This window comes from Selenihalanaerobacter shriftii (assembly GCF_900167185.1).
In the GTDB taxonomy this organism is placed as follows: domain Bacteria; phylum Bacillota; class Halanaerobiia; order Halobacteroidales; family Acetohalobiaceae; genus Selenihalanaerobacter; species Selenihalanaerobacter shriftii.
Genome location: NZ_FUWM01000012.1, coordinates 60,101 through 83,123, shown reverse-complemented (window position 1 = coordinate 83,123; position 23,023 = coordinate 60,101). Strand labels below are relative to the sequence as shown.

22 protein-coding genes are annotated in these 23,023 nt (G+C 31.2%); all 22 read right to left on the bottom strand.

Annotation, left to right across the window (positions count from 1 at the left end; translation table 11 throughout):
* Positions 1-6 precede the first annotated feature (6 nt).
* The 22 genes from B5D41_RS08125 to B5D41_RS08020 all read right to left on the bottom strand — a co-directional run bounded on the left by B5D41_RS08125 (position 7) and on the right by B5D41_RS08020 (position 23,008).
* Positions 7-1,200: a SurA N-terminal domain-containing protein gene (locus tag B5D41_RS08125; RefSeq protein ID WP_078810126.1), complete on the bottom strand. Its 1,194-nt coding sequence runs from the start codon at positions 1,198-1,200 to the stop codon at positions 7-9.
* Between the two features lie 67 nt (positions 1,201-1,267).
* Complete coding sequence (hemZ, locus tag B5D41_RS08120) at positions 1,268-2,779, bottom strand: coproporphyrinogen dehydrogenase HemZ (protein ID WP_078810125.1); 1,512 nt, start codon at positions 2,777-2,779, stop codon at positions 1,268-1,270.
* Positions 2,780-2,793: 14 nt separating this feature from the next.
* Entirely contained in the window at positions 2,794-3,414 is a 621-nt protein-coding gene (locus tag B5D41_RS08115; RefSeq protein ID WP_078810124.1) for an MBL fold metallo-hydrolase, read from the bottom strand.
* Positions 3,415-3,429: 15 nt separating this feature from the next.
* A complete protein-coding gene (gene dtd / locus B5D41_RS08110; RefSeq protein WP_078810123.1) occupies positions 3,430-3,882 on the bottom strand; it encodes a D-aminoacyl-tRNA deacylase in 453 nt (150 codons plus the stop codon).
* 18 nt (positions 3,883-3,900) lie between these two features.
* On the bottom strand, positions 3,901-6,072 hold the full coding sequence (locus B5D41_RS08105) for a RelA/SpoT family protein (protein ID WP_078810122.1): 2,172 nt from the start codon (positions 6,070-6,072) through the stop codon (positions 3,901-3,903).
* Positions 6,073-6,131: 59 nt separating this feature from the next.
* Positions 6,132-6,647, bottom strand: coding sequence for an adenine phosphoribosyltransferase (locus B5D41_RS08100; protein WP_078810121.1), 516 nt, complete (start codon positions 6,645-6,647; stop codon positions 6,132-6,134).
* A 1-nt stretch (position 6,648) separates the two neighbouring features.
* On the bottom strand, positions 6,649-10,281 hold the full coding sequence (gene recJ / locus B5D41_RS08095; protein ID WP_078810120.1) for a single-stranded-DNA-specific exonuclease RecJ: 3,633 nt from the start codon (positions 10,279-10,281) through the stop codon (positions 6,649-6,651).
* A gap of 171 nt (positions 10,282-10,452) precedes the next feature.
* Complete coding sequence (locus tag B5D41_RS08090) at positions 10,453-12,129, bottom strand: ABC1 kinase family protein (RefSeq protein ID WP_078810119.1); 1,677 nt, start codon at positions 12,127-12,129, stop codon at positions 10,453-10,455.
* Between the two features lie 17 nt (positions 12,130-12,146).
* Positions 12,147-12,617 carry a DUF456 domain-containing protein gene (locus B5D41_RS08085; RefSeq protein ID WP_078810118.1) on the bottom strand — a complete coding sequence of 157 codons (471 nt, stop codon included), beginning with the start codon at positions 12,615-12,617 and terminating at the stop codon, positions 12,147-12,149.
* A complete protein-coding gene (locus B5D41_RS08080; RefSeq protein ID WP_078810117.1) occupies positions 12,610-12,969 on the bottom strand; it encodes a phasin family protein in 360 nt (119 codons plus the stop codon). Before B5D41_RS08080 ends, B5D41_RS08085 begins: the two co-directional genes overlap by 8 nt.
* Positions 12,970-13,148: 179 nt before the next feature.
* A complete protein-coding gene (secF, locus tag B5D41_RS08075; RefSeq protein ID WP_078810116.1) occupies positions 13,149-14,018 on the bottom strand; it encodes a protein translocase subunit SecF in 870 nt (289 codons plus the stop codon).
* Between the two features lie 5 nt (positions 14,019-14,023).
* Complete coding sequence (gene secD, locus B5D41_RS08070) at positions 14,024-15,244, bottom strand: protein translocase subunit SecD (RefSeq protein ID WP_078810115.1); 1,221 nt, start codon at positions 15,242-15,244, stop codon at positions 14,024-14,026.
* A gap of 120 nt (positions 15,245-15,364) precedes the next feature.
* Complete coding sequence (locus tag B5D41_RS08065; protein WP_078810114.1) at positions 15,365-16,030, bottom strand: HD domain-containing protein; 666 nt, start codon at positions 16,028-16,030, stop codon at positions 15,365-15,367.
* Between the two features lie 3 nt (positions 16,031-16,033).
* Positions 16,034-16,426, bottom strand: a complete 393-nt coding sequence (locus B5D41_RS08060; RefSeq protein ID WP_143555680.1) for a hypothetical protein — start codon at positions 16,424-16,426, stop codon at positions 16,034-16,036.
* 21 nt (positions 16,427-16,447) lie between these two features.
* Entirely contained in the window at positions 16,448-17,149 is a 702-nt protein-coding gene (locus B5D41_RS08055) for a PP2C family protein-serine/threonine phosphatase (RefSeq protein ID WP_078810113.1), read from the bottom strand.
* Between the two features lie 126 nt (positions 17,150-17,275).
* On the bottom strand, positions 17,276-17,824 hold the full coding sequence (gene lepB, locus B5D41_RS08050; protein WP_078810112.1) for a signal peptidase I: 549 nt from the start codon (positions 17,822-17,824) through the stop codon (positions 17,276-17,278).
* A gap of 27 nt (positions 17,825-17,851) precedes the next feature.
* Positions 17,852-18,121, bottom strand: a complete 270-nt coding sequence (gene yajC, locus B5D41_RS08045) for a preprotein translocase subunit YajC (protein WP_078810111.1) — start codon at positions 18,119-18,121, stop codon at positions 17,852-17,854.
* Positions 18,122-18,215: 94 nt separating this feature from the next.
* On the bottom strand, positions 18,216-19,331 hold the full coding sequence (tgt, locus tag B5D41_RS08040; RefSeq protein WP_078810110.1) for a tRNA guanosine(34) transglycosylase Tgt: 1,116 nt from the start codon (positions 19,329-19,331) through the stop codon (positions 18,216-18,218).
* A gap of 14 nt (positions 19,332-19,345) precedes the next feature.
* Positions 19,346-20,371, bottom strand: a complete 1,026-nt coding sequence (gene queA, locus B5D41_RS08035; RefSeq protein WP_078810109.1) for a tRNA preQ1(34) S-adenosylmethionine ribosyltransferase-isomerase QueA — start codon at positions 20,369-20,371, stop codon at positions 19,346-19,348.
* Between the two features lie 155 nt (positions 20,372-20,526).
* Complete coding sequence (ruvB, locus tag B5D41_RS08030) at positions 20,527-21,528, bottom strand: Holliday junction branch migration DNA helicase RuvB (protein WP_078810108.1); 1,002 nt, start codon at positions 21,526-21,528, stop codon at positions 20,527-20,529.
* A gap of 47 nt (positions 21,529-21,575) precedes the next feature.
* Complete coding sequence (gene ruvA, locus B5D41_RS08025) at positions 21,576-22,172, bottom strand: Holliday junction branch migration protein RuvA (RefSeq protein ID WP_078810107.1); 597 nt, start codon at positions 22,170-22,172, stop codon at positions 21,576-21,578.
* Positions 22,173-22,321: 149 nt separating this feature from the next.
* Complete coding sequence (locus B5D41_RS08020) at positions 22,322-23,008, bottom strand: BofC C-terminal domain-containing protein (protein WP_078810106.1); 687 nt, start codon at positions 23,006-23,008, stop codon at positions 22,322-22,324.
* Positions 23,009-23,023: the final 15 nt, after the last annotated feature.

The window sequence follows — 23,023 nt, the reverse complement described above, 5'->3', positions numbered from 1 at the left end:
TTCTTATTACTCATCTAGTTTTATATTCTTATTCATTTCTTTTTGTTGAGCTTTGGCTTTCTTTTGCTTTTCAGCTAACTTCTTTTGAATTTCTCTAACTTTTTTCATCTCTTCCTTAGCTTTCTCTTCATAACCCATTTTTTTATAAAATCCTTGTAGGCGATAATGAGCTATTAAGTTATCTCCAGCTAATTCAGAAGCTTTATTAAATTCATTAACAGCTTTTTCTTTCTTACTTGTCTGATAATAATATTTACCAAGAGCAAACCTTAATTCTAAATTCTTAGGATCTTTATTTAAAGCTTTTTTATAAGTTTTAAGAGCTGTTTCATTATTATTTTGCTTTTGATAAACTTGAGCTAAATTAATATATAAATAAGTCGCATTAGGAGACAGTTCTAAAGCCTGCTTATATTCTGATGCCGCTTTATCTAAATTATCTTTTTGAGCTGCCCTAAATGCTCTTAATTCAACTGAATTAACCTTAATGTTAACTTCTTTTTTATACTTATTTAGTGCCTTACCTAAAGCCTGATTAGCTTTCTGTTTTTGTAAATTAGCCTTCAATTTAGCTTTATTTTTTTCAAATTCTTTACCTAGCTTCTCTTGACCTTTAGCCTTCTTATATGCTTCTTTTACTTCTTTATTTGTTACTTTAACTCCTGACTGTAACTTATTAACTATTTTTTGTAATAATTTTTGTTCTCTTAATCTTGTTTTTAAATCAGCTTTAACTCCAGATAAAGTTAAACCTCTATCAACTAATATTTTTTCAAATTCTTTTTTAGACTTAGCGTAATTATTAATTAAAGTATCTAATTGTTTTTGAACTTCTTTGTCTGTAACTTCTACTTTTAAGTTATCTTCTTTAGCTTTTTGTAATAATAACTCTTGATTAATTAATTGATCTAAAACCTTATTCTTTAAAGCTAAAATTTGATTACCACTAATTTGCCCTCCATATTGTCGCTTCATGGTCTGTAAAATTTGCATATAATCTGTATAAGAAATCTGCTTTCCATTCACTATGGCAATACTCTGTTTGCCAGGTTGTACCTGAGCAGTTTGTCTCTTTTGAGATGCACTAGACGATTTATTAAATAAACCACTTACTCCTACTAATACCCCACCAGCAACAAAGGCGACAACCACTATATAGACTAAGATTCGCGAATTATTTCTTAAAGAATCAAAAAGCATTGATTTATCCTCCTTCTAATTAATAAAATCAAATAATATTCAACTAACTTTACCATCACATTGTAACTTATCTGAATAGAGATGTCAACCTTTGTAATTTGCTAGCAGTTCGCTCTTTAACTTGATCAATATATATTTTAGGATCTTTAGGATTAGGTAGTCTATCTAGTCTCCAATTATTAGGTTTAACTAACTTAGTCATTGCTCCGCCACCTAATCCAATTACTGTAGCTCTCTCTTCCATCATAATAATGTTATAAATAGATTCTAAACCAGTTTTAGCATAACCTATATTCTCTAAATTACCTAAAATATACTTCTGCCGATACATATAGTATGGTTCCATATTTAATTTGGCAGCTAACTGCTGAGAGATACCTAGCATATCATTAACTTCATTTTCGCTAGGAAAATCAATTTTAGCTATGCTTTTTTTCCATTTTGAGGCTCTCTTAATTGCCATGGTATGAACTGTTAAACTATCTGGTTTTAATTTTTCAATTTCTAAAGCAGTTCTTTGGAAATCTTCTTTAGTCTCGCCGGGTAATCCAATAATTAAATCCATATTAATATTTTCAAATCCAACTTTTCTAGCTAAATTAAAAGCTTCTTGCACCTTTTGTACTGTATGTGCTCTTCCTATTCTTTTCAAAGTCATTTGATTCATAGTTTGTGGATTAATACTAATCCTATCTACTTGATATTCTTTTAATAATTCTAATTTCCCCTTAGTAATTGTATCTGCTCTTCCGGCTTCTACATTGAATTCTTGCACACCTAAATCCCATAGCTTATCTTTAACCAAATCTAATAATTCCTCTAGTTGACCTTTACTTAAAATAGTAGGAGTGCCACCACCAAAATAAATAGTCTTAACTTGAATTTCATTTTCAATTATCCAATTACCTATCTCTTCAATCTCATATTTTAAACTATCAAGAAAAGGTCGTAAATATTTAGCATTCTGATCTAACCCATAACTAGGAAATGAACAGTATCCACAACATGATGGGCAAAAAGGAATTCCTATATAGATATTCACCATTTTTTTAGCTTCTTGGAATGTAGGTAAATACTCACGCTCTCGTTTAACTATCTTAACTAATAATTCTGCTTTTTTTCTTTTAACTCCGTAATTATTTGTTAAATTTTCCTTAACTTTAGAATAACTAAATCCTTTATCCAATAAAAAATGTCCAATTTTTGTTGGACGAACACCGATTAAAATCCCCCAGGGACTAAGTGGATAATCTAAATATTGAGTTAATAATTTATAAATATGTAATTTTACTTTATTCCTACATCGACGCCTAAGATCTACTTCTTCATATCTAGGATCTTGAATTTCTAAATCTTTTTCTTCTTTTTTTAAGATATATTCGTTACCTTTTAAATTCGTTTTAATTATAATCTGATTATTCTCTATCTCTAAATGATTCTTCACTACTATATCAGCTTCTTCATCTTGAACTACTTCTAATTCAGGTATTAATATCCTTAGCATTCCTTTTACAGATGAAAAATGATCTGATTTGTTTAATTCTAATTTGACTTTTAACTCTTTATCCTTTTTTAACATTAGCTTATCACTCTCTATAGATATGGATTAACTGATTTAATTTCTTCTAACATGCCATGAGGTCCATGACCAGGGTAAACTTCTAAATTTTCCTCAATAGTCAATATCTTTTCTTGAATTGACTTTTTGATTTGCTCCGTAGAAGCATTTGGTAAATCAGTTCTACCAATCCCCATAGTAAATATGGTATCACCACTAAATAACTTGCCATTCCCTTTTAAAAGTATTCCACCAGGAGTATGACCAGGAGTATGAATTACCTTTAAATTCCATTCGCCACATTTAATTTGATCACCTTCTGATAACAATCTATCAGCTTCCGGCCCCTCAATCGGAGTCGATTTATGATAAAAACTCAAATTATATTTAGAATTAGTTAAATATTCGGCATCAGCACTATGAATAAATAACTCTGCATCATTATTCTCTAGCAAAAATCCATTAGCCCCAATATGATCATGGTGACCATGAGTGTTAACTATATATTTAATTTTTAAATCATTTTTATCTAATATACTTAAAATCCTTTTTCCTTCAGCACCTGGGTCAATTACTATAGCTTGCCCCGTTTCTTCATCTCCTAAAATGTAACAATTAGTATCTAATTGACCAACTCCAAGTTCTTTTAAAATCATTTTCTTCCCTCCCTATTAAAACTCCTTATTACTATCTAACATTATAGTCACTGGTCCATCATTATTTAGTTTAACCTCCATCATCGCCCCAAATTCACCAGTCTCTACATTATTTAAAACATATTCTTCAACTGCTGCTACATATCTTTTATATAAATCTTTAGCCATTTTTGGAGGAGCTGCTTCTGTAAAATTAGGTCTCTTTCCCGTACGACAATCACCATATAATGTAAATTGAGGCACAATTAAAACCTCTAAATCTAAATCTCTAGCTGATAAGTCCATCTTACCCTCCTCGTTGGAAAAAATACGTAAGTTAACTGTCTTATCAGCTAAATAAGATATATCATCTTCATTATCTCCATCTCCTATTCCTAATAATACAAGTAAACCTTTTCCAATCTCTCCTATAACTTCTCCATCAACTTCTACTGATGCTTCATTAACACGTTGAATTATAGCTCGCATCCTTAATTCCTCCTTACTTTAATTAGGAGTTGCTCGTTGCACATCTAATACTCCTTCAATTCTCTCTATCTTGTTCATAATATCATTCATGTGCTCTAAACTACTAATCTGAAGCACAATCCGAATATGAGCTAAGCCATCCTTAGTTGTTTGAGCATTAATCGCTGTAATATTCAACTGAGCATTAGAAACAACCGTAGTTAAATCATTCAATAAAGAATGTTGATTTAAAGCATCAACCTCTATAGCTACTTCATAAGAAGCTTTTTGTTTAATATTCCATTCTACTTCTATTCTACGATCACTATCTTGCTCTAATAAGTTTTTAATATTTACACAGTCACTTCGATGTACAGATACTCCTCTTCCTCTAGTGATATAGCCAATAATATCATCACCAGGTACCGGATTACAACATTTTGAAATCCGTACTAGCAAGCCATCCATACCTTTAACTTTAACACCTTTATCAGCAGCACTTGTTCGTCGCGTTTTAGTTTGTTCTTTTAATTTCTTTAATACCTTTTCAGGCGATTTATCCTTTTCTTGGTCCTCTTTAGGTCTTAACTTCTTAATAACCTGGGAAACGCTAATTTTATTATAACCAATAGCTGCGTATAAATCTTTAGCGCTTGATCTACCTAGTTTTCTAGCTATTTTTTCTAATTTAGCTTCTTTCTCTGCTTCTTTTAATTTAATACTATACTTTCTAATCTTACTCTCTAAACTCTCTTTTCCTTTGTCAATCGCTTCTTCCTGTCGTTGTCTTTTAAACCAACGTTTAATCTTACTTTTTGCTTTAGAAGTCTTAACAAAATTTAACCAATCACGGCTCGGTCCATTACTATTCTTTGAAGTTAAAATTTCTAATATATCACCATTATCTAATTTATACTCTAAAGGAACTATCTTATCATTCACTTTAGCCCCTACACAAGTATGCCCTACATCAGTATGAATATTATAAGCAAAATCTACAGGTGTTGCATCTCGAGGTAAAGATATTACATCTCCTTTAGGAGTAAAAACAAAAACCTCATCTTCAAATAGATCTATCTTTAATGTCTCCATAAATTCAGTAGCATCCTGTAAATCTTTTTGCCATTCTAATAATTGTCTTAACCAAGAAATCTTTCGTTCAAACTCTTCATTATTTTGATTCCCTTCTTTATAACGCCAGTGAGCAGCAATACCATATTCAGCAGTTCTATGCATCTTCCAAGTTCTAATCTGAATTTCTAAAGGCTCTCCTTTAGGACCAATCACTGTAGTATGAAGTGATTGATACATATTTGATTTAGGCATTGCCACATAATCTTTAATCCTACCGGGAATAGGATTCCAAATTTCATGTATAATCCCTAAAACCTGATAGCATTCTTTGACCGTATTAACAATTACTCGTAAAGCTATTAAATCATAGATCTCTGAAAACTCTTTATTCTGTTTGACCATCTTTTGATAAATACTATATAAATGCTTAGGGCGTCCATAAATATGAGCATTAACTCCGGATCTTTCAAAACTTTCTCCCATCGTTTCGATACAAGTATCAATATACTCTTCTCTCTCTTTTCTATTTTGAGTTACTTTATTTCTTAATTCATTATACTTATTAGGCTCTAAATATTTAAAACTAAGATCTTCTAATTTCCATTTTAAACGAGATATTCCTAATCTATGAGCCAATGGAGCATAAATTTCTAAAGTCTCTGTAGCTTTACGCTGTTGCTTTTCTTTTGATAAATACTCTAATGTTCGCATATTATGTAATCTATCAGATAATTTAATTAAGATTACTCTAATATCCTTAGCCATAGCTAAAAACATCTTCCTTAAGCTTTCAGCTTGCTGTTCCTCTTTAGATTTAAAAGCAATTTTACTTAACTTTGTTACTCCATTAACTAATAATGTAATCTCTTCTCCAAATTTTTTGCGAAGCTGAGCAAAAGAAACTTCTGTATCCTCTACCACATCATGCAATAAAGCACCGGCAATAGAAATAACATCTAACTCTAACTCAGCCATGATTTTTGCTACTCCTAATGGGTGATTAACAAAAGGTTCACCCGAAACGCGATACTGTCCTTCATGAGCATCTTTAGCAAATTCATAAGCATTAGTAACTAGTTCTAAATTAGGATCATTAGTGTACCCTTTTATTTTGTCCAATAATTCATCTAGAGCCATTACTTTTATCCCCTTTACTCCAAAATTCTCATTTGAGTTATCATCTTTATAGAATAAATCTAATCCTCTATAATAATTGAATAAATATCATAATCTACTAACTGGTCTCTTCCACCTAAAAAGCCTAACTCTAATAAGAATGCTAATTCAACTATTTCTCCACCTATCTCTTGAATTAAATCAGCTGTAGCTTTTACAGTTCCACCTGTTGCTAAAAGATCATCTATTATTAAAACTTTCTGACCTTCTTCAAGAGCATCTTTATGAATTTCTAATATATTACTACCATATTCCAAATCATATTCTGCTCTAACAACTTCTGCTGGTAGCTTACCTTCTTTTCTAGCAGGTACAAAACTTTTACCTAATTCTAAAGCTAATGGTGCCCCTACTAAAAAACCTCTAGCTTCAATTCCAACTACTACATCTATCTCTTGATCTTGATAACGTTCCACAAACTTTTGAATAGTAGCTTGATAAGCTTCCGGATCCTTTAGTAAAGTAGTAATATCCTTAAATTCAATACCTTCCTTTGGAAAATCCTTAATAGTTCTAATCTTTTCTTCTAAATTCACGTTAATCTTCCTCCTTGATTTCTATAAATTTATTTGGATAAATAGGTTTATTAATAAGTGATAACAATTTCTCAGCTGATTCTTTAAGTATAAGCTTTTTGAACTTATTAAAGGCAAATTTATCCTCTTGACCCTCCTGATATCTCAGTGAATCACTTAAATCTAATTTATTCTCAGGAGCCTCCTTTAATTGAATTATTCTTTCTCCTGCCTCACGAATCCTGGTTAGTAAGTCCAATTCCTCTAAAATTCCTAAACCAGCTGAAATAGTACTATCACTCACCTTACGCTTTACTAAGTTATTTACTTCATCAGCTAACTGTTGATTAGTTAATCTAATCTCTTGCTTATTATCTTCTAACTTCCTTAAGACTCGATAAAGAGAAGCTAATACCTCCCGTTCAGGAGCTATACTATCTAAAATAAATTTATTAATTTTCGCATCACGGTCTTCAAACAAAAGATGAATATAAGCTTTCTTACCATCTCTACCAACCCGTCCACTCTGTTGATTAAACTCTGTTAAATTAAAATTAAGATGATATAAGACAACATTTCTAATATCAGGAATATTAATTCCTTCTCCAAAAGCACTAGTAGAAACCACTATCTTCAATTCATCATTTCTAAACATATCCTCAACTGTATTTCTTTCCTTATTAGTTAATCCTGCGTTATAAAAAGTAATCTGTCCAGATAACTCAGGTAATTCTTCTCGCAAATCACTGGCAATTTCTATACTTTTTTCTCTACTATTAACATATATTATACTCTTTTTTCCATTACTTAATAATTTTCTTAAATACTTATCCTTATCATTGCAATTTCTTTTATCTACTATTTCTAAATTACTCCTTATATGAGGATCTATTATAATTTGTTCAATTTCTAATGTTTCAATAATTTCTTTAGCTACTTGATCATTAGCAGTAGCTGTGACAGCTAAAACTAAAGGATTATTTAACCTTCTTATTAATTTATTTAATCGGTTATAAGTAGGTCTAAAGGAATTAGAGGCTAGTCCAATGTGATGACTTTCATCAACAACCAAAAATTTTATCTTATCTTTAAGACTCTGAAATTTATCTAAATGGTATTCAAAAAATTCCGGAGTAGTTAATAAAATATCTAATTCTCCTTGATTTAAAGCAACCATTAATTCCTCTCGTTCTGTAATACTTAAGGAGCCATTAGCTTTATAAATATCTAAACCAAGAGGCGTTAATGTAGATCTCAAATTATCAAATTGATCATTAACTAAGGCACGTAAAGGATATAAAACAACTGTTATTTCACCTTTATTTAATGCTCGTAGAGCTGCATAACTTTGAAAGATAGCAGATTTACCCCGACCAGTACCAAATATGGCTAAAGTATTCTGTCCTTCAGCTAAGCTACCTAAAACTTCTTTTTGTTTAGAACGAAAATCATATTCACCTATTAGACATTCTCTGATTTCCTCTAGAATTTCCGGTTGGTTTAAAGTCGCTAATCTTGCTCTTTTTTCCTTAGAAAGCTCTTGAACTTCTGCTTCTTTATAACCCTCTTTTATAATAAAAATATTTACGCCTAAATTCTTTTCTCCACCACCTGTTATCTCCGAAACTGTTGCTTTATAATCAAACCCTACATCCAAATAAGGTGCTAAATACTGAGCTAAATTAGCATTCAGATAACCTATTTGTTGATCTGATATAGTCTCTACTTTAATTGCTGATTCATCATATTCATTATTTGGTTCTCTAACTAACTTTAATTCATCTCCAGATTCTAAATCTTTAATTATATCCTGACGCCCTTCAAAAGTTACTCCTACTACTTTAGTATAAAATTGATCGGCTTCCCCAATGCCGCGATAATAATCACCTTCAATAATGGCTTCTGATTTAGTAAATAACTTATCTATAAAAGAAAGTTCGGGAAATTTTATATCCTTTATATTTAATTGTAACTCTCTATTACCTTTCCATTCATTGATATCTAAAGTACAAGCTAAATCAATTTTATCTCTTTGGGTTAATAGTAATTCTCTAAATTCAGCCATATTAAATCCAATACATTTTACTGTATCGTTGCTAATCTCATCTTTAATAAACAATTGTAAATGTTCATCGTTCTTTCCAACTATTTTAAAATTATTTACAGTTACACCTTCAACTGCAAATTTAGGTCTAGGATTATTTAATCCAAATGGAGCTAAAGAATTTAATTCTTCTACCAAGCCCATACTTAATTCTGATAATGAAACCTTGGCATCTAATTTAAGACGAGGAGTTAAATCATCTTCAGTTAAAACTTGGTCGGCATACTGGTTGGTTTCTCGTCTAAACTGAGAAATATTATTCTCTTCAATACTCAGACCCGCGGCTTGTTCATGTCCACCATAACTAGCCAATAACTCCTTAGAATTTTTAATAGCATAATAAATATTTAAACCTTTAATACTTCTAGCTGAACCTTTTCCTATACCTTCATCTTCAATTGCAATCATAATAGTAGGTTTATGATACTTCTCTACAATTTTTGACGCAACAATCCCTACAATTCCAGAATGCCATCTTTCAGATGCTAAGACTAAAACTTTAGTCTGATCCAAATTAATTCCTTCAATCATCAACTCAGCTTCTTTAAGAATTTCAGCCTGAATATCTTTTCTATCTTGGTTAATTTCTTTTAATTCTTGAGCAATATCTTTTGCCTGAGTAGGTTGCTTTGTAATTAATAATTTTAAAGCTAAATCAGGATTACCAATTCTTCCAGCAGCATTAATCTTAGGAGCTAAAATATAACCAATATGTCCTGTACCAATTTCTCTATCTTGTAAATTAGAAACTTCAACTAAAGCATTAACTCCTAGACTCTTTGAATTCTTTAATATTTCTAATCCATGCTTAACTATGATTCTATTCTCACCAATTAAGGGAACTATATCCGCTACAGTTCCTAAAGTAACTAAATCTAAGTAATCTTTAATTATCTCTTCATCTAAATTAGAGTTTGTAATAGTCAGACCATGAATCAGTTTAAAAGCAACCCCTACTCCACATAATTCTGGAAAAGGATAATTACAATCTGACTGCTTAGCATTAATTATAGCTTCTGCTTGAGGTAGTTGGTCAGGAACTTCATGGTGATCAGTAATAATTATATCAATTCCTAACTGATTAGCATATTCTACTTCTAAATAATCACTAATCCCACAATCTACCGTAATTACGAGCTTTACTCCTGATTCAGATATTTTTTTAATAGCACCTTTATTTAAGCCATATCCTTCATCTAAGCGATTAGGAATATGGTGCTTAACTTCTATGTCTAATTGTTGAAAAAAATTAATTAATGCTCCTGTACTAGTAATACCATCTACATCATAATCTCCATAAATAGCTATAACTTCATTAGCTTCTACAGCATTTGAAATTCTATTTACAGCTTTCTCCATTCCTTTAAGTAAGAAAGGAGAATGAAGCCCATCTAAACTAACATTTAAGAAATCATTTATTTCTTCTGTAGTATCTAAGCCCCGATTTATTAAGACCTGAGCTAAAACTGGAGAAATATTCAATTTAGTACTTAAGCGTTTTTGAATAGTCTGCTTATCTTCTGTTATCTTCCATGTTCTTTCTAAGACCATACTCTTTAGCCTCCTAACTTCACCAACAGTTCAATTTTAAGCTATAAAAATTAGCAAGCACTTTTTATAATTCTATATTTATATTAATATTCCTGCTCATTTTCTTCTTTAACTTCAGTCATTTGGTCTAAAAGCAAAAATCAAAGCAAATACTTTCTAAAGAAACTTTCTTTAGAATCTGCCGGACTTAATAATCGAAATTACTAACCAGATTCCTAAAAAACCAGCAATTAAATAACCGCTTAAACCAATAATTGGAAAACCGAAGAATAAAGGTCCTTTTTCTACCTGCATAATTAAAGAAGAACCTACAATTAATGCAGTAATAATTACTGAAATTGATAACCGATTAGTTACTATATCCAATTTAGATATTAAATCATCTAGCCCCACATGTTTTAGCTCTATTCTTAGATCCTGATCTTCTAATAAACGTACAATATTATCTAACCGTTCTGGAAAATTCATTAAAAATTCATATAAATCTCTAGTATCATCAAATAATTCTTTAATTAACCGTTTAGGATTCAATCGTTCCTTTAATAGTTTATATGCAAATGGTTCTGCTACTGTGAGAGCATTAAATTCTGGATCTAAATCAGCTCCTACTCCTTCAATGGTTATTAATGCCTTTCCTAGTAGAATAAAATCTGGAGGTAGCTTAATCTTATATTTAAAAGCTAACTCTAACATTTGATTAATTATCCGACCTATATCAATTTCTTGTAAACTTTTCCCATAATATTCGTCTAGTAATTCACTCATCTCTCGTTTTAAAGCCTGTTTATTAATCTGCCTAGTCAAAACCCCTAAATCTAATAACTCTTTAACTATTTTATCCACATCTTCTTTAGTAACTGATATAAATAAATTCGCTATATCTTTCATATTATCAGGGGTTATACGACCTACAATCCCAAAGTCTAAAAAGGATATCTGCTCTTCCCCAGTAATTAATAAATTACCTGGATGTGGGTCCCCATGAAAAAAGCCATCAATTAAAACCTGTTTCATAAAAGATCTGGCTCCAATTTCAGCCAACTTCTTTCTATTAAAGTCAGTCTCTTTATTACAAACTGTACTTAATTTAGTTCCATCAATATACTCTAATACTAATAACTTCTTACTAGTTAAATCCCAATATACTTTCGGAATCTTAACATTATCATTAGTAGCAAAATTTTTCTTGAACTTAGTAGCATTTCTACCTTCTAGTTCATAATCTAATTCTTTTTTTATTACTCTATCAAACTCTTCCGCAATTTCAACAGGATCTAAAAAGTCGTCCATTAAGCCACGTTTCTTAATCATATTAGCCAAATTAAATATAATACCTAAATCAGTTTGAATTACTTCTTTAATATTAGGTCTTTGTACTTTAATTACTACTTCTTCCCCATTCTTAAGATAAGCCTTATGTACTTGTCCAATCGAAGCAGCTGCTAAGGGGGCTTTTTCAATCTTATCAAAAATTTCATTATAAGGCTGAGTTAATGCTTCTTCTATATGCTCAACTATCACTTCAAAAGAAAGAGCAGGTACATCATCTTGTAACTTAGTAAATTCATCAATATAATTTTGAGGAATCAAGTCAGTTCGTGTGCTTAATAGCTGCCCTAGTTTTACAAAAGCAGGTCCTAACTCTTCTAAAACTAGGCGAATTCTCTTAGCTCTAGATAGATTATTAGATTCTTTAGAATCTATATTAAACCTTTTACTTAAGGGTAAGAATTGATATAAATCTAAACTATCAATTAAGTAACCAAAACCGTTCTTAATTAATACTTCTGCTATTTTTCGATACCTTTGCATATGGCGATAACGACGATTTAAGCTCCAAAAAGACATTTAAGTCACCATCCTAATTAAATCACTCTACTTATCAATAATCCAGCCATCAATAAAGCTATTAAGAACGAAAACAATGTTCCACTTAAAGCACCTACTACTGCACCTAACCCAATCTTAATAGCAGGTATTAACGGTTTGCCTAAAATCATTTCAATAATTATTCCTCCAAAAAGTAGGCCACCTAGGGCACCAACAGGCCCAAAGGTGACCATTCCTATTAAACCTCCTACTACTGAACCAAAAATTCCATATTTACTGGCACCAAATTTTTTAGCTCCAATACCGCTAATTATATATTCAAGAATTTCACCTATTACACTTAATACAGTTAAAATTATAATTAATTTTACAGAAATAACTTGAAAATTATTTATAAATCCGTAGATTAGTGCCGTAATAACTATTATTGGTGTACCTGGCAGTACTGGAAGTAAAGTTCCTAAAACTCCAACAATAGTCATCAATATAATTATTGCTTTAATCATCAACTTCTGAAATTGCTTCTTCAGATTCAGCTTTTAAAGTTGCAAGTTCACCTTTTAAAAATTCAATCTCTAACCCTAATTTTCTAACATCATCTTTTAAATTGCTTATTTCTTTATCTTTATTTAATCCTGTTTTATTTAATAATTTATTCATTTCTTCTTCTATCCTACCCTTAAATCCATTCTTCTCTTCTTCTGCCATATCCATTAATTCATCAATTATTTCCTCAGCTTCTTGTTGACTAATTCTACCTTCTTCTACTAATTCATCTACCATTTTCTCAGCTTTTTCTTTAGTAAATAACATTACTCCTAATCCCGTGGCCAGTGTTTTCTTAAATAATTCAAACATAATTATCCCTCCTTATTTAGGAAGCCTGCCCAACTGTATCTTATTATAACACAGTAAGCAACTCTTTCCAAATTAGTAATGTAGCTAAATTATATTATTAGTCTATTTTATTTTACTCTAATTTATCCCATATAAAAAGCCATCCTGAATCTAGGATGGCTTTTAATAACTAACTTGTTTTATGTAACAGCATTATTTTTATTTTCTTGCCAAATATCCCATTCTACTAAAACAGGACTAGCAACAAAGATAGATGAATAAGTTCCGGATAGAATACCGATTAATAATGCTAACATAAACGTTTGAATTGTTGCTCCACCTAATACTAAAATAGCTACAACAGTAATTAAAGTAGTTAAAGATGTATTAATTGAACGCGGTAATGTATCTAAAACAGCATTATTATTTAATTCAGCAAATGATTCCTTCTCTCGATAATTAATATTCTCTCTAACTCTATCAAAAATAACAATTGTATCATTAATAGAATAACCTACAATCGTTAATAAAGCAGCTATAAACGGACTATTAATTTCTCTACCTAAAATTGAGAAAATACCGATTACAATAAAAACATCATGTAATAATGCAATAATAGCTGCCATAGCAAACTTAAACTCAAATCTAACACTGATATAAATTACAATAGCTATAGAAGCTATTAATAAAGCCCATAAAGCTTTATTCTTTAATTCTGATCCAATAGTTGGCCCTACCATTTCAGTTCTTAACATTTTAGCTGATGGATATTCAGCTTTAATTTTTGATTGAACATCTGTAATAGTAGACTGTTTAAGATTTATTGTTCGAATTAAAATATTATTTTCACCAACATTTTGAATTGAACTCTCTTCACCTAAATTAAATTCAACAAAAATATCTCTAATTTCTTCAGTACTCACCTGTTTATCAAAACTAAACTCCATTAAAGTACCACCAGTAAAATCAATTCCCCAATTCATCCCTTGAGCTACCATAGAAATTATACCAGCAATAATAATTAGGGCTGATAGGGCAAACCAAATCTTCCTCTTACCAATAATATTCAAGACGATTACCTCCTTGCCCGACCAAATGAATGTTGGCCTTTTAATATATTAGCATCTAAGAACAGATCAATGATTGTTCTAGTTACAACTATAGCTGTAAACATACTAGTTAAAATTCCTATACTTAATGTAATAGCAAAACCTCGAACAGTTCCCGTTCCAAAGTAAGCTAAAATCGCTGCTGTAATTAAAGTAGTTATATTGGAGTCTAAAATCGTTTTAAAAGCTCGTTCAAAGCCTGATTTAATAGATGCTCGTACAGTTTTTCCATTACTTAACTCTTCTTTAATTCTCTCAAAGATAATAATGTTAGCATCTACAGCCATACCAATAGAAAGAATAATACCAGCAATTCCTGGTAAAGTTAAAGTTGCATTTAATCCAGCTAAAGTTCCTAATACAACAACACCATAAAAACCTAACGCTATAGTAGCTATTAAACCAGAAACTCTATATAGAATTATCATTAATATAGCTACTCCTGTTAAACCAATTAAGCCAGCTTGAATGCTTTGATCAATAGATATCTGTCCTAAAGTAGGTCCCACAGTTCTATTTTCAATTACTTTAACTGGCACTGGTAAAGCACCTGCTTTTAATAATAATGCATCTTTTTGTGCTTCTTCTAATGACTTATAACCAGTAATAACTCCTCTACCACCAGTAATTGGATTTTGAACTTGTGGATTAGTTAATAAGTCCTTATCTAAATAGATAGCAATTCTTTGTCCTACATATTCCTTAGTTATCGCAGCAAATTTATTTGCTCCAGCATCATTTAATTTAAATTGAATTACTGGTCTATTAAATTCTGTACCATATTTGGCACTAGCATCAACTAAATACTCTCCGGTCATCACCACTTCACCAGCTGGGTTCTTAAATTTCAATTGAGCTGTTTTACCGATAGTTTCAATGGCTTGATTCGGATTCTTGATGCCTGGAAGTTCTACAATAATTCTTCTATCTCCTTGCCTCTGAATCACCGGTTCAGTTAATCCCATTTGATTCACTCGTCGACTAATAACACTTGTAACGCGACGCATTGATTCATTATTAATCTGATTATTTTCTGTAGGTTGTGCTTCTAAAACAACATGTGTTCCTCCTTGTAAATCTAATCCTAATTTAATACTTTGATTGATCGGAAATAATAAGTAAGCAGCTATAAAAACCAAAGCTACCATCCCGACCACTTTAGCTAATCTTTTCTGCTTTCGGGTCATTAACATTACTCTCCTTTCTAGTCTCTTAACGCTAACATCTATCACTAATTACTCCAACAGTTTATATTATATCTCTTAAGCTATAACTTGTCAATTTTAGCTAATGAATAAAAACTATTTTTATAATAATTCAACTTCATTAATGATTAAATGAAAATCACAACTAAGAGTTTCTGCAGCTCGACGACACATAATCATCCTAGTTAAAAATATCTCAAAATACTCCATTACAGTACTAATCTCTTTGTCAATCTCTAATTCTAATGTAATCTTCTCACCTTCAGGATCGACTTCAATAAAAGATTGCTTGGCTGCATAATTAACTCTATCATGAATATCAAAAGTAGCATAATCTTCATTTCTTACTCTGGTCCAATGTACATCTGATTTATCAGAAATAATTAAAGCAGCTGCAACAGGACTTACTGGCTCCCCTGTTCCTTCATCATGATTACCAATAGCTCCTATTATAGTAGCTATCTCTTCATAATCTACATCCATATTAGTCAAAATTTGTGATACTAACGTTGCAGAGATATGTCCATGTCTTTCCCTATTGACTACATTACCTATGTCATGTAAGTACCCCGCAATCGCAGCAAGTTCCATAATTCTTTCAGGATAATCTAATTTCTCAAGAATATTTTTAGCAATATCTGCTACTAAATTTGCATGGCGAAAACTATGTTCTGTAAAGCCCATAGATCTTAAATGTTCATCCGCCTTATTTATATATGCTGTGATTTGAGGATTCTGTTTGATTTTCTTTAAAGTAACCTTCCCCATTTATTAACCAACTCCTTTTATTGAACTTTCCCCGCCTTCTATTAAACCTTCACTAGTTAAATATTCAATAATCTTATCTACTGTCTCTTCTAGAGTTAGATGATCAGTCTTTAAATATAAATCACAATTTTCCAATGCATCTTTTAACCTCTCTTTTTGTACCTTAATTCTTTTTTCTCCCCACTGTACATTTCTTCTTTCTTTAATAGTATCATAGCTACAATCTAAGGCCACTAATACATCTGGATCTAACTTAGCCCAAAAAGATTTAACACAGGAATGTTCTTGAGCACAGGCTCGTGCCTTAAATCCTAATTCATTTAATCTCTTTACAACTGATGATTTCCCTGAAGCACAAATCCCTACAATCAAAATATCTATTCCTATTTTATCCACGGTCAGCCCACCGCCTCTTAATTAGATTGGAAGAGAAAGATTATACTCTATTATTTTCTTATCATCTCTATTTTCAACTACCTCTAATACAACTACTGTCATATCATCTTGGGCACGATTATTATCTAAATCCAACGTATATTTTAAAATTCTTTTAGCTAAACTTTCTTTTCCTATTTTAGGTTCTTTACAAAGCTTAATTAATTCTTTTAATTCTACCTGTTGCTTAAATCTCCTACCAGCATGTAATATACCATCAGAAAACGCTAAAAATTTTATCCCTGGTTTTAAACTTATTTCATTAATTACTGGCTTAATCTCTTTATGGAAGCCAATACTCTTAACCTCTTTATCAAAAATAGTAGCTTCTTCTTCATCAATTAGAATAATTGGAGTATTGCTATTTCTAGAAATAACAATTGAATCTGTATCTAAATCTACAGATAATATATTTAAAGTGGAAGAAGTTTTCCCATTACGTAAAGTATATAAATAATCATGAACTGCTCTACCTACTGCTCCATCTCTTGCTCCGTCCCCAATTAAAGAAACTGCTTTATTAACTACTAAATTACTAATAGTTTTAGCTCGTTTACCACTACCTTGTCCATCTGCTAAAATAACTGAATATCCACCTTGAGGCCGTTCAACTATCTCTACTGTGTCGCCACTTTTTGATACCCCGAATTTACTCCTTTTTGCAATTTCAATTTTGACTTCCATAATTGGTTCCCTTCCTTCTTTATTATAATCAGTATTTTTTCTTCTTATTATTTTTATTCTATAAAAAAGGCTACTATCCTCAAGTTTAGGACAATAGCCTTATAATTAATAATTTACTTAATCTAATTAATTTAAATTTTTGTATTTCTGATCATCTATAATATGCATATTATTTAAAGGCCAATATACCCAAGATGCCTTGCCAGAAATGTCATCATAAGAAACAAATCCAACCAAAGAAGTATAACGACTATCAGCACTATTATTTCGATTATCCCCTAAAACAAATATGTGCTGCTTAGGAACATTATAAGGTCCAAAATTACCTAAGGTTGCTTCTAAAATATAATCTTCTTGAATTTGCTTTCCATTAACATATACTTTTTTATTACGAATCTTAATCTCATCACCAGGCACCCCAATAACTCGTTTGATATATTTCTTTCCTGGTGCTCCTTTTGGTGAAAAGACAACAACATCTCCTCGGTCTGGGTTAGTAAATCGATAAGAAAGTTTATCAACAAATAATCGTTCACCATTATGTAAAGTTGGTTCCATAGACCTTCCTTGTACTACAAAAGATTGAGCAATAAAAGTAATAATAAAGAAAGCTAAAACCCCAGCAATTACCACTGATTCTATAAATTCTTTAATCTCTTCTTTAGCAATCTGCATAAAAGCTCCTCCTAATACAACATTAAATTAATCATTAACTTCATCAGCTAAACGTCCAATAGCACTTTTAACTACTTTAATTTCTACATCCGAGGCAATTTTTAAATTAAATCCTTCATCAGTTATTTTGGTAATTGTTCCATAAATACCACTAATTGTTATTATTTCGTCCCCTGTCTGTAAATCATTTATCATATCTTGATGTTCTTGTTGTTTCTTTTTTTGAGGTCGAATGAACATAAACCAAAATACACCAAAAATAGCTACCCATGGTAAAAAATTAATTACATATTTCATATATAATTCCTCCTTTTTAAAATCACCTACTAGTATTGTATATTTCAATATAATATATTTAATTCCTTTATTTTATCTTGATTATCCTTACCTATTATAAATCTAGCCCATATTTTTTATAAAATTCTTCTTGATATTCTAGTAACCTACCTTTAGAAATAGCTTCTCTAATCTTAGTCATTAAGCTACATAAGAAATAAAGATTATGATAAGTGGTTAAACGGATACCCAAAACTTCATTTCGCTTAATCAAATGGCGAATATAAGCCCTAGTGTAATTATTACATACATAACAATCACATTCAGGATCTAATTTTGTAAATTGCCGTTTATAAGTTGCATTACGAATAGTAATTCGCCCTTGACTAGTAAAGACAGCTCCATTTCTAGCAATCCTAGTTGGAAATACACAATCAAACATATCGATTCCTCTTATTACACCTTCAAATAAATCCTGTGGAGTACCTACTCCCATTAAATATCTAGGTTTATTTTTAGGTAATAAATCTGGAGCATAATCTAATACCTCATACATTAATTCATTTGCTTCTCCAACACTAAGTCCCCCAAGAGCATATCCTGGAAAATCAAGATCAATTATCTCTTTAGCACTCTGTTCTCTTAAATCCCGATGCATTCCTCCTTGTATAATCCCAAACAACGCTTGGTCATCTCTTGTATGTGCCTCTTTACATCTTTTAGCCCAACGTGTAGTACGTTCTAAAGATTCTTTAACATAATCTTTTTCAGCTGGATAAGGAGGACATTCATCAAATGACATAATAATATCTGCTCCTAAATCCATTTGAATCTCTGTAGCTTTTTCTGGAGTAATAAAATGTTTAGAACCATCTAGATGTGATTGAAACTCTACCCCTTCTTCACTAATATCTCTCATATCAGCTAGACTAAAAACTTGAAACCCACCACTATCAGTTAAAATTGGTCGATCCCAATTCATAAATTCATGTAAGCCTCCAGCTTCAGCAATTAATTCATGGCCAGGTCGTAAATATAAATGGTATGTATTACTTAAAATAATCTGTGCTCCTAATTCTTCTAGTTCTTCAGGAGTCATAGTCTTGACTGTTGCTTGCGTTCCCACCGGCATAAAAATAGGGGTCTCTATAACTCCATGTGGAGTAGAAAACTCACCTAACCGAGCTTTAGTATTATTAGATTCTTTATGTAAAGTATATTCAAATGACATAATTTTTACCTCCTCTAGATTATTAACATTGCGTCTCCAAAACTATAAAATCTATATTCTTCTTCTACTGCTTTTCTATATGCTGCTAATGTATTCTCTCTACCACAAAAAGCACTTACTAACATAACCAAAGTGGATTCTGGTAAATGAAAATTAGTTAATAAAGCATCAACTACTTTGAATTCATAACCTGGATAAATAAAGATATCTGTCCAACCTTTATCCGATTGAACATAACCTTTAGCATTACTAACAGTCTCTAAGGTTCTAGTCACTGTAGTACCTACAGCTATAACTCTTTGATCTTGATCTTTAGTTTGATTAATAATCTCAGCTGTCTTATCACTTACTTCATAATACTCAGCATGCATATCATGATCTTTTATGGTCTCAGCCCTTACCGGTCTAAAAGTTCCTAGACCTACGTGCAAAGTAATATAAGCTATATTAACCCCTTTCTCTTTTAGAGCATCTAGGACTTCTTCAGTAAAATGAAGTCCTGCTGTAGGAGCGGCGGCTGCTCCTCGTTTCTTAGCATAAACAGTCTGATATTGTTCTCTATTTTCTAGTTCTTTTGTAATATATGGTGGTAGCGGCATCTCTCCTAATTTATCTAAAATTTCAGCAAAGACACCATCATATTCAAACGTAACTACTCTCCCTCCAAAATCTGTCCTATCTTTTACTTCAGCTACTAAATCGCTATCTCCAAAAACAACTCTAGTTCCAATTTTGACCTTTCTACCTGGTCTAACTAATACCTCCCAAGTATCTAACTCTACTTCATTTAATAATAAAAATTCTACTTTCCCACCTGTTTCTTCTTTAACCCCATATAAACGAGCTGGAATTACTTTAGTATCATTTAGAATAATAGTATCCCCTGGTTCAATTAATTCTACTATTTCCTTAAAAATCTTTTCTTCTGTATTGCCATTTTCACGATTCAATACCATTAACCTAGATTCATCTCTAGGATCAGCTGGTTCTTGAGCAATTAATTCTTCTGGTAAATTATAATCAAACTCTGACACTTTCATCGTTAATGCCTCCATTATCTTCTATTTTATCTTGTTAAATAATATTTAAGAGTATTTCTTAATTAATTATGTGAAAAATTTATTTAAATAATTTCATAATTAACGAAAAAATTATACTTAAAATGATCGAAGTAGTTAATGAGCAGGCCCCATATTTACTCCTCCTTATAATTAAGGTCAAAATGTTCATAAGCTAATTCAGTAGCTATTCTCCCTCGAGGAGTTCGATTCAAATAACCAATCTGCAGTAAATATGGTTCATACACATCCTCTATTGTATCCTCTTCTTCACTAATTGCTGCTGCTAAAGTATTTACCCCTACTGGACCTCCAGAAAACTTATTAATTATGGTAAGTAAAATTTTACGATCTATACGATCAAGCCCTAATTCATCTACTTCCAGCATCTTTAATCCTGCTTCTGCTATTTCTTGATTAATAACCCCATCACCTTTAACTTGAGCATAATCTCTAACTCTCTTTAATAATCTATTAGCAATTCGTGGTGTTCCTCTAGCTCTACGTGCTAATTCTAAAGCACCTATTTCATCTATCTCCACATTTAATACCTTAGCTGCTCGAAAGATTATTCGTTGTAATTCTTCCTTAGTATAGAATTCTAATCTACTCATAATCCCAAATCTATCACGTAGTGGTGAAGTCAACAATCCTGCCCTAGTTGTAGCGCCAACTAAAGTAAAATCAGGTAAATCTAAACGAACTGAACGAGCATTAGGACCATCTCCAATAATAATATCTAGAGCATAATCTTCCATGGCAGGATATAGAATTTCTTCTACTATTCGATTAAGTCGATGAATCTCATCAATGAATAATACATCATTAGGCCGTAAATTAGTTAAAAGAGCTGCTAAATCTCCTGGCCTTTCAATTGCTGGCCCAGAAGTCGTCTTAATGTCTACTTCCATTTCATTAGCAATAATATTTGCTAATGTAGTCTTCCCTAACCCAGGCGGTCCGTACAATAAAACATGATCTAAAGCTTCAGATCGTTTTTTTGCTGCCTCAATAAATATCTCAAGATTATTCTTTACCTTTTTCTGTCCTATATATTCAGCCAATATTTTCGGCCTTAAACTTAATTCTATTTCTCTATCTACAATTGTTTCATCTGGAGACACCACTCTATCTTCCATAATACTTCCTCCTAAAAGATTCTAGTCACTATTTTATTAGTTTTGATTTATGCTAAACTTTGCAAGGCTGACTTAATAATTTCCTCTACACTAATATCTTCCTTGCCTTGACAAGCAACTTTTACTGCCTCTTGTGCTTCTCTCATGTTATATCCTAAGCCTAATAACCCTTCGATGGCTTCTTCCCTCTCAGAATTAGAGATAAGATCGTTATCATCATTTTCACCTTTTAAAACCTTTTCTAAATCTATCTTACCTTTTAATTCTAAAATTAATCGTTGAGCTGTCTTCTTACCTATTCCTTTGGCTTCTTTTAAAGTCTTAATATCCTCTTTAGCAATTGCTAATTTAAACTCATTAACTGATAGAGTAGAAAGAATATTAATAGCCCCTTTAGGTCCTATTCTAGAAACTCCTAATAATTTAGTAAACAAATCTAAGTCATTCATCTTTAGAAAACCATATAAAACAAACCTGTCCTCTCTAACATATGTATGTGTATGAATCTGAATCTCTTCTCCAATTTCTGGTAAACGGTTATGCAATGAAAATGGAATATTAACTTTATATCCTACTCCTTGTATATCAATTATAATATATGACTCTTCTTTTTTAGTCAATTCTCCTTGTAAGTGTGCTATCATCTTTTACCCTCCATAATCTATGATTAAGTTTCTGCTCAAACTTACGTCCTAAATTTAATTTCTAGATTAATAAATTATCTCCTTGCTTTATCAAGTATAAAGTAGTCAAAATAAAGAAACAGCCAAAATAATGGCTGTCCATAGCGAGGCTACTCTATCTTTTCATCTTGAATACTAGCAAATCCTTCTAATAATGTTAGTAAATCTTTTTGATTTTTAACTATAATTCCTTTTTTTAAATTTGCTATTTCTCTATCTGGTAATACTCCTACTGCGATATTAGTCTTTCGCTTTAAAATGTTAATATCTTTATTCGGAGTACCATAAAATATGCTAATAACCCCATCTTTAATTCCTAAATACATATCTTCTTTATCATCTTGGCAGACTCCAACTACTTCTCTTTGGAGGATAACTCGATAACTATCGTTATGGACTACATTCCAATTAGGATATTTATCAGACAAATTATTAACTTTAAAATCTTTATTAATTCTTTTCTTTTGATTCACAATTATATGATTACACTTTTTGTAATGTGTCCTCAATATTAACCATGATTTTAAATTCCAATTGTCATTTAATAATTCACCTTGTAATAGGCCTTCTGTTTCTAATATTTTAATTTTAAATTCTTCTTCTTTAGTCTTAATTAATTCTGATAAACTATTTTTTTGTTTTGCCTTTAATTCAACAGCCACTCCTGACTTCTGTTCTTCAGTTTTTATTTCATCTGTAGATTCTTTATTAGTTAAACCCCACATTAAGTAAGTAAAAGTAGACATTAAAATAAAAATCACAAGTGAAAAAATAAAGATTCTTTTACCTCTAAGCATATTACCACCTTCCAG

Excerpts from the sequence above, each read along its gene's own strand:
- B5D41_RS08065 (WP_078810114.1), bottom strand. The coding sequence starts at position 16,030 with ATGGGGAAGGTTACTTTAAAGAAAATCAAACAGAATCCTCAAATCACA.
- B5D41_RS08020 (WP_078810106.1), bottom strand. The coding sequence starts at position 23,008 with ATGCTTAGAGGTAAAAGAATCTTTATTTTTTCACTTGTGATTTTTATT.
- B5D41_RS08090 (WP_078810119.1), bottom strand. The coding sequence starts at position 12,129 with ATGTCTTTTTGGAGCTTAAATCGTCGTTATCGCCATATGCAAAGGTAT.
- B5D41_RS08125 (WP_078810126.1), bottom strand. The coding sequence starts at position 1,200 with ATGCTTTTTGATTCTTTAAGAAATAATTCGCGAATCTTAGTCTATATA.
- lepB (WP_078810112.1), bottom strand. The coding sequence starts at position 17,824 with ATGCAGATTGCTAAAGAAGAGATTAAAGAATTTATAGAATCAGTGGTA.
- B5D41_RS08105 (WP_078810122.1), bottom strand. The coding sequence starts at position 6,072 with ATGGCTCTAGATGAATTATTGGACAAAATAAAAGGGTACACTAATGAT.
- ruvB (WP_078810108.1), bottom strand. The coding sequence starts at position 21,528 with ATGGAAGATAGAGTGGTGTCTCCAGATGAAACAATTGTAGATAGAGAA.
- queA (WP_078810109.1), bottom strand. The coding sequence starts at position 20,371 with ATGAAAGTGTCAGAGTTTGATTATAATTTACCAGAAGAATTAATTGCT.
- B5D41_RS08115 (WP_078810124.1), bottom strand. The coding sequence starts at position 3,414 with ATGATTTTAAAAGAACTTGGAGTTGGTCAATTAGATACTAATTGTTAC.
- dtd (WP_078810123.1), bottom strand. The coding sequence starts at position 3,882 with ATGCGAGCTATAATTCAACGTGTTAATGAAGCATCAGTAGAAGTTGAT.
- ruvA (WP_078810107.1), bottom strand. The coding sequence starts at position 22,172 with ATGATAGCACACTTACAAGGAGAATTGACTAAAAAAGAAGAGTCATAT.
- secD (WP_078810115.1), bottom strand. The coding sequence starts at position 15,244 with ATGACCCGAAAGCAGAAAAGATTAGCTAAAGTGGTCGGGATGGTAGCT.
- yajC (WP_078810111.1), bottom strand. The coding sequence starts at position 18,121 with ATGAAATATGTAATTAATTTTTTACCATGGGTAGCTATTTTTGGTGTA.
- tgt (WP_078810110.1), bottom strand. The coding sequence starts at position 19,331 with ATGTCATTTGAATATACTTTACATAAAGAATCTAATAATACTAAAGCT.
- recJ (WP_078810120.1), bottom strand. The coding sequence starts at position 10,281 with ATGGTCTTAGAAAGAACATGGAAGATAACAGAAGATAAGCAGACTATT.
- B5D41_RS08080 (WP_078810117.1), bottom strand. The coding sequence starts at position 12,969 with ATGTTTGAATTATTTAAGAAAACACTGGCCACGGGATTAGGAGTAATG.
- B5D41_RS08055 (WP_078810113.1), bottom strand. The coding sequence starts at position 17,149 with ATGGAAGTCAAAATTGAAATTGCAAAAAGGAGTAAATTCGGGGTATCA.
- hemZ (WP_078810125.1), bottom strand. The coding sequence starts at position 2,779 with ATGTTAAAAAAGGATAAAGAGTTAAAAGTCAAATTAGAATTAAACAAA.
- B5D41_RS08085 (WP_078810118.1), bottom strand. The coding sequence starts at position 12,617 with ATGATTAAAGCAATAATTATATTGATGACTATTGTTGGAGTTTTAGGA.